This window comes from Klebsiella africana (assembly GCF_020526085.1).
Taxonomy (GTDB): domain Bacteria; phylum Pseudomonadota; class Gammaproteobacteria; order Enterobacterales; family Enterobacteriaceae; genus Klebsiella; species Klebsiella africana.
In genome coordinates this window covers 3,106,103-3,119,298 of record NZ_CP084874.1, presented here as the reverse complement: position 1 = coordinate 3,119,298, position 13,196 = coordinate 3,106,103, and the positions used below count along the sequence as shown (strand labels likewise).

The 13,196-nt window shown below is 51.3% G+C and carries 17 protein-coding genes; 16 read left to right on the top strand and 1 reads right to left on the bottom strand.

What is annotated here, in order from left to right:
• The first annotated feature begins 49 nt into the window (after positions 1-49).
• The 16 genes from gpM to LGL98_RS15185 all read left to right on the top strand — a co-directional run bounded on the left by gpM (position 50) and on the right by LGL98_RS15185 (position 12,553).
• The gene (gene gpM, locus LGL98_RS15255; RefSeq protein ID WP_136035051.1) at positions 50-907 is read left to right on the top strand and encodes a phage terminase small subunit; all 858 of its coding nucleotides are present in this window, start codon (positions 50-52) and stop codon (positions 905-907) included.
• Between the two features lie 112 nt (positions 908-1,019).
• Positions 1,020-1,535, top strand: a complete 516-nt coding sequence (locus tag LGL98_RS15250) for a head completion/stabilization protein (protein WP_023339940.1) — start codon at positions 1,020-1,022, stop codon at positions 1,533-1,535.
• The gene (locus LGL98_RS15245) at positions 1,535-1,735 is read left to right on the top strand and encodes a tail protein X (protein ID WP_004131559.1); all 201 of its coding nucleotides are present in this window, start codon (positions 1,535-1,537) and stop codon (positions 1,733-1,735) included. Before LGL98_RS15250 ends, LGL98_RS15245 begins: the two co-directional genes overlap by 1 nt.
• Entirely contained in the window at positions 1,726-2,010 is a 285-nt protein-coding gene (locus LGL98_RS15240) for a hypothetical protein (RefSeq protein WP_004213110.1), read from the top strand. The genes LGL98_RS15245 and LGL98_RS15240 overlap by 10 nt, the downstream gene beginning before the upstream one ends.
• Positions 2,007-2,552, top strand: a complete 546-nt coding sequence (locus tag LGL98_RS15235; RefSeq protein ID WP_136035049.1) for a lysozyme — start codon at positions 2,007-2,009, stop codon at positions 2,550-2,552. The genes LGL98_RS15240 and LGL98_RS15235 overlap by 4 nt, the downstream gene beginning before the upstream one ends.
• Positions 2,549-2,893, top strand: a complete 345-nt coding sequence (locus LGL98_RS26450) for a DUF2570 family protein (protein WP_491700525.1) — start codon at positions 2,549-2,551, stop codon at positions 2,891-2,893. Before LGL98_RS15235 ends, LGL98_RS26450 begins: the two co-directional genes overlap by 4 nt.
• The gene (gene lysC / locus LGL98_RS15230; RefSeq protein WP_050594805.1) at positions 2,799-3,074 is read left to right on the top strand and encodes an Rz1-like lysis system protein LysC; all 276 of its coding nucleotides are present in this window, start codon (positions 2,799-2,801) and stop codon (positions 3,072-3,074) included. The genes LGL98_RS26450 and lysC overlap by 95 nt, the downstream gene beginning before the upstream one ends.
• On the top strand, positions 3,075-3,542 hold the full coding sequence (locus LGL98_RS15225) for a phage tail protein (RefSeq protein ID WP_068815144.1): 468 nt from the start codon (positions 3,075-3,077) through the stop codon (positions 3,540-3,542).
• A complete protein-coding gene (locus LGL98_RS15220; RefSeq protein ID WP_136035047.1) occupies positions 3,539-4,174 on the top strand; it encodes a phage virion morphogenesis protein in 636 nt (211 codons plus the stop codon). The genes LGL98_RS15225 and LGL98_RS15220 overlap by 4 nt, the downstream gene beginning before the upstream one ends.
• Positions 4,171-4,758: a phage baseplate assembly protein V gene (locus LGL98_RS15215; protein ID WP_136035043.1), complete on the top strand. Its 588-nt coding sequence runs from the start codon at positions 4,171-4,173 to the stop codon at positions 4,756-4,758. Before LGL98_RS15220 ends, LGL98_RS15215 begins: the two co-directional genes overlap by 4 nt.
• Positions 4,755-5,105 carry a GPW/gp25 family protein gene (locus tag LGL98_RS15210; protein ID WP_071556700.1) on the top strand — a complete coding sequence of 117 codons (351 nt, stop codon included), beginning with the start codon at positions 4,755-4,757 and terminating at the stop codon, positions 5,103-5,105. Before LGL98_RS15215 ends, LGL98_RS15210 begins: the two co-directional genes overlap by 4 nt.
• A 1-nt stretch (position 5,106) precedes the next feature.
• Complete coding sequence (locus LGL98_RS15205) at positions 5,107-6,030, top strand: baseplate assembly protein (protein WP_136035042.1); 924 nt, start codon at positions 5,107-5,109, stop codon at positions 6,028-6,030.
• Positions 6,020-9,046, top strand: a complete 3,027-nt coding sequence (locus LGL98_RS15200) for a phage tail protein I (protein WP_136035040.1) — start codon at positions 6,020-6,022, stop codon at positions 9,044-9,046. The genes LGL98_RS15205 and LGL98_RS15200 overlap by 11 nt, the downstream gene beginning before the upstream one ends.
• A complete protein-coding gene (locus LGL98_RS15195) occupies positions 9,043-9,255 on the top strand; it encodes a hypothetical protein (protein WP_065520901.1) in 213 nt (70 codons plus the stop codon). Before LGL98_RS15200 ends, LGL98_RS15195 begins: the two co-directional genes overlap by 4 nt.
• Positions 9,255-10,352 (top strand): phage tail-collar fiber domain-containing protein, encoded by a 1,098-nt coding sequence (locus LGL98_RS15190; RefSeq protein ID WP_117101057.1) that lies wholly within the window; start codon positions 9,255-9,257, stop codon positions 10,350-10,352. Before LGL98_RS15195 ends, LGL98_RS15190 begins: the two co-directional genes overlap by 1 nt.
• Positions 10,353-10,417: 65 nt before the next feature.
• A complete protein-coding gene (locus tag LGL98_RS15185) occupies positions 10,418-12,553 on the top strand; it encodes a hypothetical protein (protein WP_136035038.1) in 2,136 nt (711 codons plus the stop codon).
• Between the two features lie 175 nt (positions 12,554-12,728).
• Here LGL98_RS15185 and LGL98_RS15180 read toward each other — a convergent pair whose 3' ends face one another.
• A complete protein-coding gene (locus LGL98_RS15180) occupies positions 12,729-13,193 on the bottom strand; it encodes a phage tail protein (RefSeq protein WP_136035036.1) in 465 nt (154 codons plus the stop codon).
• Positions 13,194-13,196 lie beyond the last annotated feature (3 nt).

The window sequence follows — 13,196 nt, the reverse complement described above, 5'->3', positions numbered from 1 at the left end:
TAATCCCCATCACATGGCGGGCAGCAAGCCCGCCCAGGAGAATGAACCCATGCTGACACCGGCACAAAGACACTTTCAGAAGGTCATGGCAGAGAGGCGGGGCATCAGTGATGAGCGTGACGCGGAGACGCGCACCGCGCATGAGCAGATCCTCTTTCGCCTGCATATGCATAAATCTTCGCTAAGCCAAATCCAGTCCCGCCAGGCGAAGGCCGCTGTAAAGGCCAGCATCCTTCCTGAGTTTCAGGGATGGATTGACGGCACGATCGAGGGCGACAGCGGGCGCGCGGATCCGGTCATCCCCACGCTGATGGTGTGGGCGGTGGACTGCTCCGACTATGCGCTGGCGCTGCGTATCGGGCGCTATGTCGTTAAGCATGGCCTGAGCATGCCGGATGACAACTATCGCCGCCCGGCACCCACGGTACTGGCCGAGGAAATCTGCAATCCCATTCTGAACCTCGCCACCACGGACGCCGGAGCCGATTTGTCAGGCTATATCCCCATGCTGGACGAGCTGGCCGAAATTGTGGCTGACAGTGATATGCCGGATGAGGTCCGCGCGAAGCTGTGCAAGGTGAGGGCGTTTTGCCGTCGCGACACGGAAGACGCGGAAACCAAAGGCGAAGCGCTGAAACTCTTCCGGGAAGCCATGAGCCTGAACCCTGGTGCCGGTGTGAAACGGGAGATCGCTTCTCTGGTCAGCGCTTTGAAAAAGGCGCCGCAGACCAGCGCGGCAAGTGGTGATGCGAAAGATGAGATTTCATCCAGCGACACAGCAGCAACCGAAACACCCGCAACAGAAAAAGCAACACGAACGCGCAAGCAGACGAAAACGGCGGCCGGCACTCAAAAAGCCACCCGCAAAACGGCGGCAAAAAAGACAACGAAAACCGCCACAAAGTAAACGCCAAAGCGTAATGAACTGGCCCCGCGCCACAGGCGGCGCGCCCGGCGATCTGCCCGTAATGCGGTCTTTTTACCGGACGCCCACCGCCTGACCTACCGGAGAAACGACGATGAGTTTTATCGCACAGCGCCCCGTCAGACCTGCTGAAAGTGATGTGACAGACGTGGACGACGGCGGCGCACAGATTGCCATCGGCACTTTCTGGCCGACGGTAAAACTCCACGATCTGCGCCTGGCTGCCCGCATCGCCGGTGACATTACAACATCCCGATTAATGCATATGGCAACGGAGGCCGCGCTGCATGTCGCGGATCAATTGAAGGACTGGCGCAAGCAAAGGGAAGCGGAAGGCGCGGAGTCACTGGCTTCTGTACTGCTGACTTCCGCCGGTGAACCTGTCGAGCAGATTAACGGCGAAAGCGCAAAAGTTTATCGCTTCCGACGTGCGGTCTACTCCTTCACGCGCGCCAGTGTTCTGGAGGGTTACAGGGATGTTGGCACCACGCCAAAAGGTGACAAAGACGCCGAAGCCCTGGACAGGCAAATAGATGATCTCTGGCGGGACGGACGCTGGAGTATCGCTGACATTCGGGAAGAAGCCCGTATCTATGCGGAGCTGTTCTGATGAAAGTCAGGGCGTTGCAAAACGACACGGTTGATCAGCTCTGCTGGCGTCATTACGGCAAAACCGCAGGTGTCACGGAGAAGGTGCTCGAAGCCAATCCGGGACTGAGCAACCAGATATTTTTGAATGCCGGGCAGGAGATCGAAATGCCCGTGATAACCAGCGAGGTGGAACGGGTAACCGTCCAGTTATGGGAATGACTCTGGATCGTATTAACGAATATTTTGCGTTTGCAACATCCGCCCTGGTGACCGGCGTGGGCGTGATGACCGTCAGCGAAAAGCTGGCGCTGGCTGGACTTCTTCTGGGGATTGTTTCCGCCGTCCGGCTGGCGATTCACCGCCGCCGCATTGAGCAGGCCAGCCAGCGCCGTAACGATTTGATCGAGCAGATTCTCCGCCAGGCGGAAACTCGCAACCTGTCGGACCGCGAGCGGCAGCTGCTGGAGCAACTGCACGGAGACAAACCTGCATGAAGAACATCATCAAAAAATGTTCGATTGCGGTGATTGTGGCTCTGGGCATTTCGCTGGCGCCCGGGAGCGTCAGAACGTCGAAAGAAGGGCAGCAGAAAATTGCAGGTTGGGAAGACTGCCGCAGCACGCCTTATTACTGCACGGCGGGTGCTCTGACCATTGGTATCGGCTCCACGGGCGGCGTAGAAAACCGCGAATACAGCAACCAGGAAATAGCGCGACGCTGGATCAATGATCTGCAACGGGCAGAAAACTGTATTAATAACAATTTTCACGGCGCCTACATGCCGCAACTCACCTTTGAGGCTATGACGGATGCTGCCCTGAATCTGGGCTGCACCGGGCTGATGTGGTTCACCGACAAAAACGGACGCAAGCAGAGGACCACGATCTGGAAGCATGCCCAGGCCAGACAATGGCCGCAGATGTGCAACAGGCTGACTGATTTCGTCAATGTGGGCGGTAAGCGCTCCGCCGGGCTGGTTAACCGGCGCAATGACTTTAAAGCCTGGTGCCTGCTGGGCCTGAGTACGCCGTCATGAGGGCGGGCAGTGTGATTGTAATGCTTGTCCTGTTGGCCGCTGTCTTGTGGCAGACCGACCAGCTTAGCGAGGCCCGGACCCGCAACAAGCTGCTGACCGAAACGGCGACCGGTTACGACCAGGTTATTCAGGAAGTGAAGGCGACCGCCATACAGACCCATAAGTTACTGGCAGAGGTAAAAGTCCGTGAGCAACAGCGTAATGCAGAAGGGGAGCGCCGACGTGAAGCAATGCAGACCGCGTTCAATGGTGACACGTGCGCTGTTACTCCTGTGCCTGACGCTGTCAGCCGCAGCCTGCAAAAACGCACCGCCCGCGCCGATCATTCAACTGGTCCGTGAACCCGTCCCGGAGAGCCTGACCGAAGAGACACCACGCCCGGCGCTGGATAAGCCAGTGACCTGGGGCGCGGTGGCGATATTCAGCGACAGGCTGATGGATGCGCTTGATGCATGCAATGCTGACAAAGCGGCAATCCGCCAGTGGGACAGTCTGCGCCAGAACACCCGAAAGGAGCCATAAATGCTGAAGATAAACACACTCCGCGCCGCCATAGAGAAAGCAAATACCTGGTGCCGGGCGAACCCGGAAGCCTGGACGGTGTTTGTTGAAGAGGGTGGCATTGAAACTACCGGTGAAACGCCGTCGTTCATGTATCGCTATTCTCTGGTGCTGTTCGTCATGAACTACGCAGGGAGCATTGACGACTTCACTCTGCCGCTGATGGCCTGGCTCTGGTTTAATCAGCCCGATCTACTGCTGAACCCCGATAAAAACCAGCAGATTAAATTCACCACACTGATTAACAACGATGACACCGCCGATCTGATGTTTGAGCTGCCGGTACATCAGCGGGTACTGGTGCAACTGGATGAAAAAGGCGTGCCGTGCGCCGAGCATTTGCCGGAGCCTCGACCGCGCGTGCTGGCCCCTCACGCCGCAGGCTGGGGGCTGGTATTTGAAGGCATGCTTCAGGAGGGCGGAGCGTGAGCGATCGCATATTCAGCGAGCTGGATCAGGTCTTTCAGGACATCCTCGACGGCGTCAGCCCGGCGGGACGCACCCGTACCGCGCGCAAAATTGGTCTGGCACTGCGTCGCAGTCAGCAGCGCCGTATCGCGTTACAGAAAAACCCGGACGGCAGCGGCTATGCCGTGCGCCGCCGTAAGGTTTACCGCACCCAGCAGGGGATCAAGTTCTTCTGGAATAACGAGGTGCGGGCGCTGAAAAACTGGCGCGGCGGGCGCGGTAAATATGGCCGGACAATCACGGGTTTTGACGAGAAGCGCCGGGATATCCGCACCTTCTACCGGGCCGATATCGAGCGGTATCTGGAAATCAAAACGCAATCAGCTACGCATTCAGAGACAAAAAAAGCACCGATGTTTACCCGCCTGCGCACCCTGCGTTTTATGAAGCTCAGGCCGGACGCGGGCGGCGTCACCGTAGGATTTGACGGCATCGCTGCGCGCATTGCCCGTATTCACCAGTACGGCCTCAAAGACGAGGTTGGTCCGGGCGCTTACGCGCAGTACCCGGCGCGTGAACTACTGGGCATAACTCCGGCAGACCTGAGCGCTACGGAAAACGCCGTTATCAGCAGTCTGGGCGGTGCGTCATGAATGCTGAGCTGATGCGCCTGCTGGAAAACATTCTGCGCCTGGGCGTCGTGGAACAAATCAGCGCCGACAAGAAAGCGGTGCGCGTTCGCTCCGGCAGGTTGCTGACCACCTGGATCCGCTGGAACGTCACCCGCGCAGGGGCATTCAGCATCTGGCTGCCGCCCTCGATAGGGGAGCAGGTCTGGATCGGTTGTCCGGGCGGCAACCCTGAAAACGCGTTTGTGATTGGCTCTGCATACAGCGCAGATAATCCGCCAACGGGCAGCAACCTGCTGGAAATCAGCATCACCGCACCGGATGGCGCGCGCCTGCATTACGACGCCGCCGCCGATGCCGGAGCACTGTCCGTGACCGGTATTAAAACCGCGCATATCCAGGCAGAGACCCGCGTCACGCTGGACACACCGGAGGTGGAATGCACGGAACACCTCAAAACGCGCACTTTCGAACTGACCCACGGCGGCACGATGGCCGGTGATGTGTTCCATTCCGGCGGCGTGTTGCAGTCAAACGGGATCACCGCACATGAACATAAACACGGTGGCGTGCAGTCTGGCGGGAGTACCACGGGAGGTCCGCAATGACAGCCAGTTATACCGGGATGAACCCGGAGGGCACCGGCGCGCTGACCGATCACGATCAGCTCTGGCAGTCCGTGACAAAAATCCTCACCACGCCAACAGGCTCCCGTGTGATGCGCCGGGACTTTGGCAGTGTGGTACCTGATTTACTCGATGCGCCACAGAACACCGTCACCCGCATGCAACTGATGGGCGCCACCGCTATTGCGCTGGCGCAGTGGGAGCCGCGGATCAGTCTGACCACCGTCAATGTGGTGTTTTCAGAAACAGGCGCGGTGACTGCTGAACTGGCCGGTACTATCACGGAAACCATGACAGAAACCAGCAACACCATCAGGTTAAGGAGCTAGTGTGCAAACGTCCGTCGATTTATCTCAGATCCCACAACCTGATATCGTCGAGGTGCCGGATTTTGAAACGGCGCTGGCTGATATCCGGGCGCTTATCGTGGCGGCCATGCCTGTGGAACTTCAGGCTTCTGTGTCTGCTGCGCTGCTGCTGGAATCTGAACCGATGGCGGCACTGGCCCAGGCATTCACCTATCGCGAGATCCATCTGCTGCAACGTATCAATGAAGCAGTGCGCGCAGTGCTGCTTTCGAGCGCCCTGGGGGCGGATCTCGATCAGGTCGCTGGGAATTTTGACACTGAACGCCTGCTGATTACCGAAGCCACCGACGAGGCTGACGCAGTATATGAAAGCGACGAAGAGCTGCGTGGCCGCACGCTGCTCTCATGGGCTCGCCTGAGCACGGCGGGCGCCAGAAATGCCTATCACTATTTTGCGCGAGGTGCGGATGCGGATGTGCTCGATGTGCGCGCCTATGGCCCTGAAACCCATAACCAGGAAGGACGCGTTTTTCTCTACGTGCTGTCACGTACCGGAGATGGGACTGCCCCGCAGGCGCTGCTTGATAAAGTCCTGTCAGCGGTAAACCCGGAAGACGTGCGTCCGATTACGGATTATGTGGCTGATTATGTCCGCTCCGCAGTGATTGTGAATTATCAGGTGGTTGCTGACATTTACGTCCCTTACGGCGTGGACACCGCCACGGTGCTGGAAAAAGCCACCGCATCACTGAACGAATACACCGCCTCTGTGCATCTCATCAACGCCACAGCTGCACGGTCGGGCATAGACGGGGCGCTGCATCAGGACGGCGTTGTTACCGTCGATTTGCATTCACCGGCCGCCGACGTCGTTGCGACGATGGGCGAAGCGCCTCATTGCACCTCTGTGAAAATCAATCTTGTGGTGATGGACCATGACCGCTAATTATCCCGCCAGCATTCTGCCCCCCAACGCCACCGCCGTGGAGCGGGCCATCGACAGAGCCAGCGCCGCAGCGCTGGAAAGATTGCCTGTATATCTGATTCGTTGGGTTAAAGATCCGGACAGTTGCCCGCTGGCGCTGCTGCCGTGGCTGGCGTGGGAATATCAGGTTGATACCTGGAATATTAACTGGTCAGAACAAAAGAAACGCGATGCGATCAAGCGTGCCCACTACATCCACCGCCATCGTGGTACGGTCGCCGCCGTCCGTCATGCCCTGGTGGACAGTCCTTTCGGGACGGATATTGTTGAATGGTTCAATCAGAACCCGAAAGGGGATCCGTATACCTTTCGCCTGAACGTGTATCAGAACGATTTGCCGGTGACGGAATACGACCAGCAGGATCTAAAACTGGCGGTGCTGCGCGCCAGGAACCTGCGCAGCTGGTTTTCCGTTCATGTATTTGGCCGACTTCAGGGAACCTCGTATGCGGCCGGTTACATGTACGCCACGGAGAAAATCACGCCGCGCTTTGTCCCGTTGCAGGTGGTTTTATCCCGCTACGAGCTGAATCTGGCCCCCGGGGACGCGGAAACGGTCACGGTGACAATTCTCCCCGAATACGCGGAAGATAAAACCTTTACGGTAACTACATCGGATCAAACAATCGCGACCGCCCGGATAGTAAACGGCGATATTCTGGTTACGGGCATGAAGCGAGGTACCTGTTCGGTCACCGTTACGACGACTAATGGCGTCAGTGCGGTGATCAGCATAAAAGTGGTCGCGGTAATGAAGTTCATTACCCGCATCGACAGTGCAACTAGGCCAATATTCTTTGCTCATATGGACGAGGGTTTCACGGTTGACTATGGCGACGGCATTGACAGCCGGGACTACCGTTTCGATCCCGCCGGTGAAGCTTCAGGTTGGGTTATTCCTACACGTGAATTAGTACAGGGAAAGGAATACACCATCACGGTTAAGAACACGGAAACCGCCTGTCTGCGCAGCCGTTTATCTAACTATTCTTCGAAACTGAACCCTGTTGTGGAATTGATTAGTGTTACAGGGGAAAGAGGTCATCTTTCAGGGTTCGCTTTGGATACCACCGGATTAATGGCTATTCGTCCCGGAGCATTTGACGATTTGCCAAACGTGAATAACTGCAAAAATATTTTTACCAACTGCTCGTCGCTTACAGGTATTCCGGCATCGTTGTTTTCTCGCATGAAGATAGAGGATTTTTCAGACGCATTCAGAGGGTGTACATCGCTTACTGAGGTTCCATCGGGGCTATTTGCAAACCAGCCCGATGCGATCGACTTCTCATCGGTATTTGCAGGCTGCACCGGCCTGATCAGTATCGGCAATAATCTGTTCCACAGCTGTGTATCTGCGGTGAATTTCAGTTACGCGTTTGATGGTTGCTCAATGCTTGCAAATATCGGCACGGGAATATTTACAGGATGCGGTTCAGCAGGGACATTCTCTTATAGCTTCAGGGCGTGTAAAAATCTTCTTGTCTTGCCTGCTGATATGTTTGCGGATGTTCCGGGCGGCGCATTCACCGGCGTATTCCAGAATTGCACGGCACTGACGGCAATTCCCGCCAACCTGTTTAAAACATGTTCTGAAGCGAATCATTTTGGCGGTGCATTCACTGGCTGTTCGCAGCTTCTTTCTGTTCCTGCCGGTCTGTTTGCTGGTCTGTCGAAAGTGACCTATTTCGGCACGGTCTTTTCTGGTTGCAGTTCGCTGAAAACGGTCGGCGCGGGTTTATTTGCCGGGTGCAGCCAGGCGCAGACATTCGCCTCTGCATTTTACAGCTGCCGCTCTCTTGAAACTGTAGCGAAAGATATTTTCAGCGGCTGCGTAGAGGTGACGACCTTTGCCAGTACGTTTTATGGGTGCAGCAGCCTGACGGCGCTCCCGTCTTTTACTGACTGCGCGAAAGTCACCACTTTCTCATACGCTTTTGCTAACTGTGGATCGCTCACGAAAATTGATGCTGACGCTTTTGCTGAGAAAGCGCTGATAACGACATTCACATACGCTTTTGTAAACTGTACTTCGCTGGTTTCTGTGGGGAACGGCGCATTTCGGGGATGTAGCGCGTTAACCAGCCTGGGCTATACGTTTTCAGGTTGCCGCTCTCTGGTTTCTCTCGCGGGAGATATGTTTGCCGGTTGCGCCAAAGTGACAGTCGTCGATTTCTTGTTCGAAAAGTGCTCCGCGCTGGCTGGACTGCCAAAACAACTATTCAGCGACATGGTGTCCCTGAAAGGCATGGGATCGACATTCCGGGATTGTACTGCACTCATCGCGCTACCATCCGGCCTGCTTGGTGGTTGCATCAATCTCACTTCGTTAACGCTGACATTCTCGGGCTGCACCTCACTGGCGGTATTACCCGGCGATTTACTGAAAAACAACACATTGCTGACCAGTGCCGGATCGACGTTCTACGGTTGCTCCTCACTGATAAATATTCCCCCGACGCTGTTCGCGTCCTGTTCGCTTATTACCTCTTTTGGCGCCACGTTCCAGAATACCGGCGTGGAGGAGATACCGGAAAACCTGTTCAGCGGCAACCCGCTGGTGACCTCTTACGGCCAGACTTTCAGGGGCTGTAAAAACCTGCGCTCAGTGCCAGCCGGTCTTTTTGCCGCCAGCATAAGTGCCACGGTATTCACGAATGTCTTTTCGGAATGTAGTGCGCTGGAAATCGTCGGGGCGGGATTACTCAACACCACGGCGGTCACGACGGTGGGGTATCTGTTTGACGGCTGCGCGTCATTACGCAGCGACGTTAACACGATATTTAATCTTGCGAGTTACCCGGAGATTGTCACCACAACGGCAATATTCAGGAGCTGCGCATTACTGACCGGCAAAGGCCTGGTATTTATGGGTAAGGTGCCGAACGTCACCGCGCACTATTACGCGTTTTATGCCTGTGCAGGTCTGGACGATTACGACGATTTACCCGGCAACTGGATAACGAACAAATTATGAAAACATTCAATCAATTAAAAAGCCTGATCGACTTTTGTCAGACCGATGCGTTTTTCCTGGAACACCTGAACCGACTTCAGATCGCTGGCGTGATTTATCTTGATGAAGGCGATATCGATGCTGACCGCAAGACCGTAAGTGATGATTTTTATGATCGACTTGCCAGCGTGTACGGCATTGAGCCAGAAACAAAAAGTGAGGAGGCATAATGGCCACGGGACTGACACTAACCACGGTGGGCGCCGCCGAAATCGAGGCCGCGTATCAGGCGGGGGAGGTTGTGGATATTACCGCTGTACTGATCGGCGATGGTGGCGACGTGATATTGCCGACCGATCCCGATGAGCTGGCGGCTGTGACGGCGCTTTTTGGACAGTTTGGCCGTGAAACCTTTGATTCTGATTCAAGCTATGAGGGGTTTATCAGCGGTCAGATCGTTATCAATTGCCAGGATTATCCGGGTAAAACGCTCAGAGAAGCGGGGCTGGTCAGCGCTAAGGGTACGCTCATCGCTTACGGCACATACCCGGCGACATATCTCCCGGCGCAATCGGACTCCATCATCAAAGAGATCATTCTGACGCTGGTGCTGACACTGACGCACAGCTCAAATGTGCAGCTCATTATCGATCCGGCGCTTGCCACGATAACGCAGGAAACAGGCGATAAGCGCTATCTGCGGCGAGCGCAAAATCTTTCTGATTTAAACGATACCAAAGAGGCCCGGGAGAATATGGGGCTGGGGAACTCAGCTACACGGAATGTAGGTACCGAGGCGGGAACGGTAGCTGCGGGAGATGACTCGCGCATCACCGGCGCACTTCAGAAAGAAAATAATCTTTCCGATCTGAGCGATACATCCGAAGCCCTAAAGGCGCTGGGACTCAATAGCGACGGAGCGGCTTACAGGGCAATTGTTGACGCTATTTTTTACGTTGGGATCGTTATCTCAGGTGAGCAAAGCCCGGCTGAGCGGTTCCCCTGGCAGACATGGGCTGATTTAAGCGAAACATTTGCTGACAGGGTTGTCAGGATTGGTTCTCAGTATGGTGTGACCGGCGGCAGCAACAAGGTGAAACTCGAAGCCGATAATCTGCCACCGCACTGGCACCGATCGGGTGACAGGTCCCCCGGGGCAACGTGGGATCCGACCACAACACATGGAACAGATAACCAGAAAAGTGGACCGCTGGCGCTTACTGAGGGAACTTATGTAGATTCGCAGGGACTGACGCAAACTCAAAACAAAGCGATAGATGTGACAAACGAGTATGTTTCATTGTGTATGTGGAAACGTGTTGCATAGAAAATGAGATTAGTTCGAATAGTAACGCAGGCAAATGGACCGAAACTTTATATTGTATTTTCATTATGGAAAGCAGTTTGCGCTATTTGAGTGATTGGCTATTTATCGATAAAAATTTCTTGCTGTATTTTTTGTATGTTATATATTATTTATCTATCATTAGTTTTGGTGGGGTGTTAATTATGGACGCTAATGCTTTCATTGATATGTGTAATAAGGGTTTTAAGTTTGCTGAAGTTGATGGCGAAAATAAATTTAATGGATGTGAAGAGGTATACAAACAGGCTGGGATGTTAATGAGTGAGCCTCGTAAAGTACTTGGCATTATTGAGTATTTGCGACAAAAATTAATAATTTTTCATCACAAGAATAACTTAGATTATTTAAAATACACACCAGTTTTGTATGTTATACAAGAAGTGGCAAGGCGAAGGGAAAATGATATTGACACTACATCAGTCTATACGGATTGGGAGAGGTTGGTCTCTCTTATAATAAAAAACAAAAAGCATTTCCATCAATTTTCTGAAGTGAAAAATTATAGGGTTGAGGATAAGTATCATAACTTTGCATTATCTTACATTCGATTGCGAAGTCTCGGAGTTGAATTTACGGAGAAAGATTTTCATTTTTACATAGCTGAAAATAGTCATTCTTTAATAACAAATAAAATAGATGAAATTTGTAAAGCATATGGTGGGGAGAGACTTTTAAACACACTAGCTGAGTGGTTAGGAAGGACGTATAATCCAATTGCAGGCCGATTTATGGAATATCGCCATGTTTCGTTCGGTGGAGATAGCATTAAACCTGCAATTCCTTTTGGTTATCTTTTGGCAATTGCTTCAAAATATAATGGAGTTAATGGGTATGCTAACTCAAATTTATTTAATCAGCTATTGCTATTGGTTTCTGATATAATTGTTGTATATGAAATTCAACCTTACAGCATATTTGAGGCTATGTATCTCAGAGACGATGCATTTATAAGTTTTATTAGAAATAATTTGCTTTATGATAGCTTTGTTGGAATTCCTCAAATAAATTCTTCTCATGCTGCTTCATTAATTAAATATCTCAAATTAACATTTAAGGAACCATGTTATATTTCACATAATATTAAGGTGAAGGATTTAATTCGCATCTCATTGGCATTGATTTCTTGCGCATCAAATAAAAAGTTTTGTGATATAAATGCCAAGGAAATTGCTAAGAAGGCAAATATTCCGGAGTATAAAGTAACTTTAATCCTAGATAAGGTATTGAGCTTTCCATCTGAGCATGTTAATGCCTATTTACGATTCCCTCCTATAAGTACAGATATTAATCATTTTTTTAAACCAGTAATAAAAACTTCAAAGGCGTATAAAGTTTATCCCAAAAGTATTGCCTCTTTAGGGTGTCTCAATACCATATGTAATTTCATATCATTCCCTAATGGCAAGTGGTCAAATAAAATTGATAGTGAACTTGGTTATGCTGTTGAAAATTTTCTTCGAGAAGCTTTTGTTGGAAAGGGTATAGAAATAGCATATGGTGACCGCTTAAATGGGGATGTCAAACTTGAAGTGGATTTGTTGTGTGAGACAGATGATTGCATCTACATATTTGAAATGAAGAAGAAAGGTTTGACTCGGCAAGCCCAATCTGGGAACGAAAGTCACATATTATCAGATCTCGCTGATAGCGTTCTTAGATCGCATTATCAGGCAATGCGTATTGAAAATGTTTTAAATAATTGTGAGTTTTTACATTTAAAACATAATGATGTTGAAAGTTCGATAACTTTAAAAGGTAGAAGGGTTATACGTATTTCAGTTAGTCTTCTAGACTTTGGAGCCTTACAGGATAAGACTGTCTTACAACGACTCCTGACTATCGCGATTAATAATAAATTTAGCAGTGAAGATGAGAATGAAAATAAAAAATTAGAAAAATGGAGGGAATACTCTGAAAAGTTAGGTGTTCTTGCTTTTGAAAATAAGGAATTAGGTGATGGGAGAGTGCCATTTCATAATTCTCTTTTCATGAGTATACCGCAAATTCTCTTTTTGCTTGATAAGTCAAATGATGCGGGTGAATTTTTTAAGTATTTACGGTTTTTTATTTCAACGACTACAGGTAGTCGAGATGTGTATACTGATTTTTTAAGCTATATAAATATATTGGGTCAGAGTGAAGTTGATGGAGGACATAAATGAAAATTAACTACAGCAATAAACTAATGGAATGTTATAACCATTTGTTTCGATCTTATTGTTAAGTAATGGTAATCATTGTTTATCATGCGGCAGTTGAAATGTAACGTGCCGGTATAGTCTGCTGGCATAAATTACATTATTCTTGCTCAGGGCTTTAAAATCCTCTTATGGTTCATTAAATTTTATTGGGCTCTATTTTAATATTATATTTTAGGGTTGCTATCATTTCTTCGATAGAGGTATTTTGCATCCGCTCCCTGATATCTTCATCAACCCTCTGCAACGAAAGCGTGAACTCAATTTTTTTCGCCTTACCGTAGCGATCAAACTCCTGATGCGTTTCCTGCAACCCGGTGATGACATACATCCCGTAAATGGACCCGACGCCATCAATCAGCGGCCAGGCCAACCCTGTGTAGGCCATCGTTGAAACTGCACCCAAAGACAGGTTGCCGCCAGTGATTTCAGGATACAGCAACCCACCCAGCGTCAGTTGGTTCTCGCCTGCACCAACGTACTGCCATTTTGCACTACGGCCCACACGATCATTTTTAACGTGCCGCCAGTTACGGGACAGCTGCAATTGCTGATAGGGCAGTGTCCTGAGTTCAAATACAAAGAGCCCGAATACCATCATCATAGC

Bases quoted from the DNA above. Each gene is read 5' to 3' on its own strand.
- gpM (WP_136035051.1), top strand. From the start codon at position 50: ATGCTGACACCGGCACAAAGACACTTTCAGAAGGTCATGGCAGAGAGG.
- LGL98_RS26450 (WP_491700525.1), top strand. From the start codon at position 2,549: ATGAGGGCGGGCAGTGTGATTGTAATGCTTGTCCTGTTGGCCGCTGTC.
- LGL98_RS15195 (WP_065520901.1), top strand. From the start codon at position 9,043: ATGAAAACATTCAATCAATTAAAAAGCCTGATCGACTTTTGTCAGACC.
- LGL98_RS15200 (WP_136035040.1), top strand. From the start codon at position 6,020: ATGACCGCTAATTATCCCGCCAGCATTCTGCCCCCCAACGCCACCGCC.
- LGL98_RS15245 (WP_004131559.1), top strand. From the start codon at position 1,535: ATGAAAGTCAGGGCGTTGCAAAACGACACGGTTGATCAGCTCTGCTGG.
- lysC (WP_050594805.1), top strand. From the start codon at position 2,799: ATGGTGACACGTGCGCTGTTACTCCTGTGCCTGACGCTGTCAGCCGCA.
- LGL98_RS15210 (WP_071556700.1), top strand. From the start codon at position 4,755: ATGACAGCCAGTTATACCGGGATGAACCCGGAGGGCACCGGCGCGCTG.
- LGL98_RS15190 (WP_117101057.1), top strand. From the start codon at position 9,255: ATGGCCACGGGACTGACACTAACCACGGTGGGCGCCGCCGAAATCGAG.
- LGL98_RS15250 (WP_023339940.1), top strand. From the start codon at position 1,020: ATGAGTTTTATCGCACAGCGCCCCGTCAGACCTGCTGAAAGTGATGTG.
- LGL98_RS15180 (WP_136035036.1), bottom strand. From the start codon at position 13,193: ATGATGATGGTATTCGGGCTCTTTGTATTTGAACTCAGGACACTGCCC.
- LGL98_RS15215 (WP_136035043.1), top strand. From the start codon at position 4,171: ATGAATGCTGAGCTGATGCGCCTGCTGGAAAACATTCTGCGCCTGGGC.
- LGL98_RS15225 (WP_068815144.1), top strand. From the start codon at position 3,075: ATGCTGAAGATAAACACACTCCGCGCCGCCATAGAGAAAGCAAATACC.
- LGL98_RS15185 (WP_136035038.1), top strand. From the start codon at position 10,418: ATGGAAAGCAGTTTGCGCTATTTGAGTGATTGGCTATTTATCGATAAA.
- LGL98_RS15240 (WP_004213110.1), top strand. From the start codon at position 1,726: ATGGGAATGACTCTGGATCGTATTAACGAATATTTTGCGTTTGCAACA.
- LGL98_RS15235 (WP_136035049.1), top strand. From the start codon at position 2,007: ATGAAGAACATCATCAAAAAATGTTCGATTGCGGTGATTGTGGCTCTG.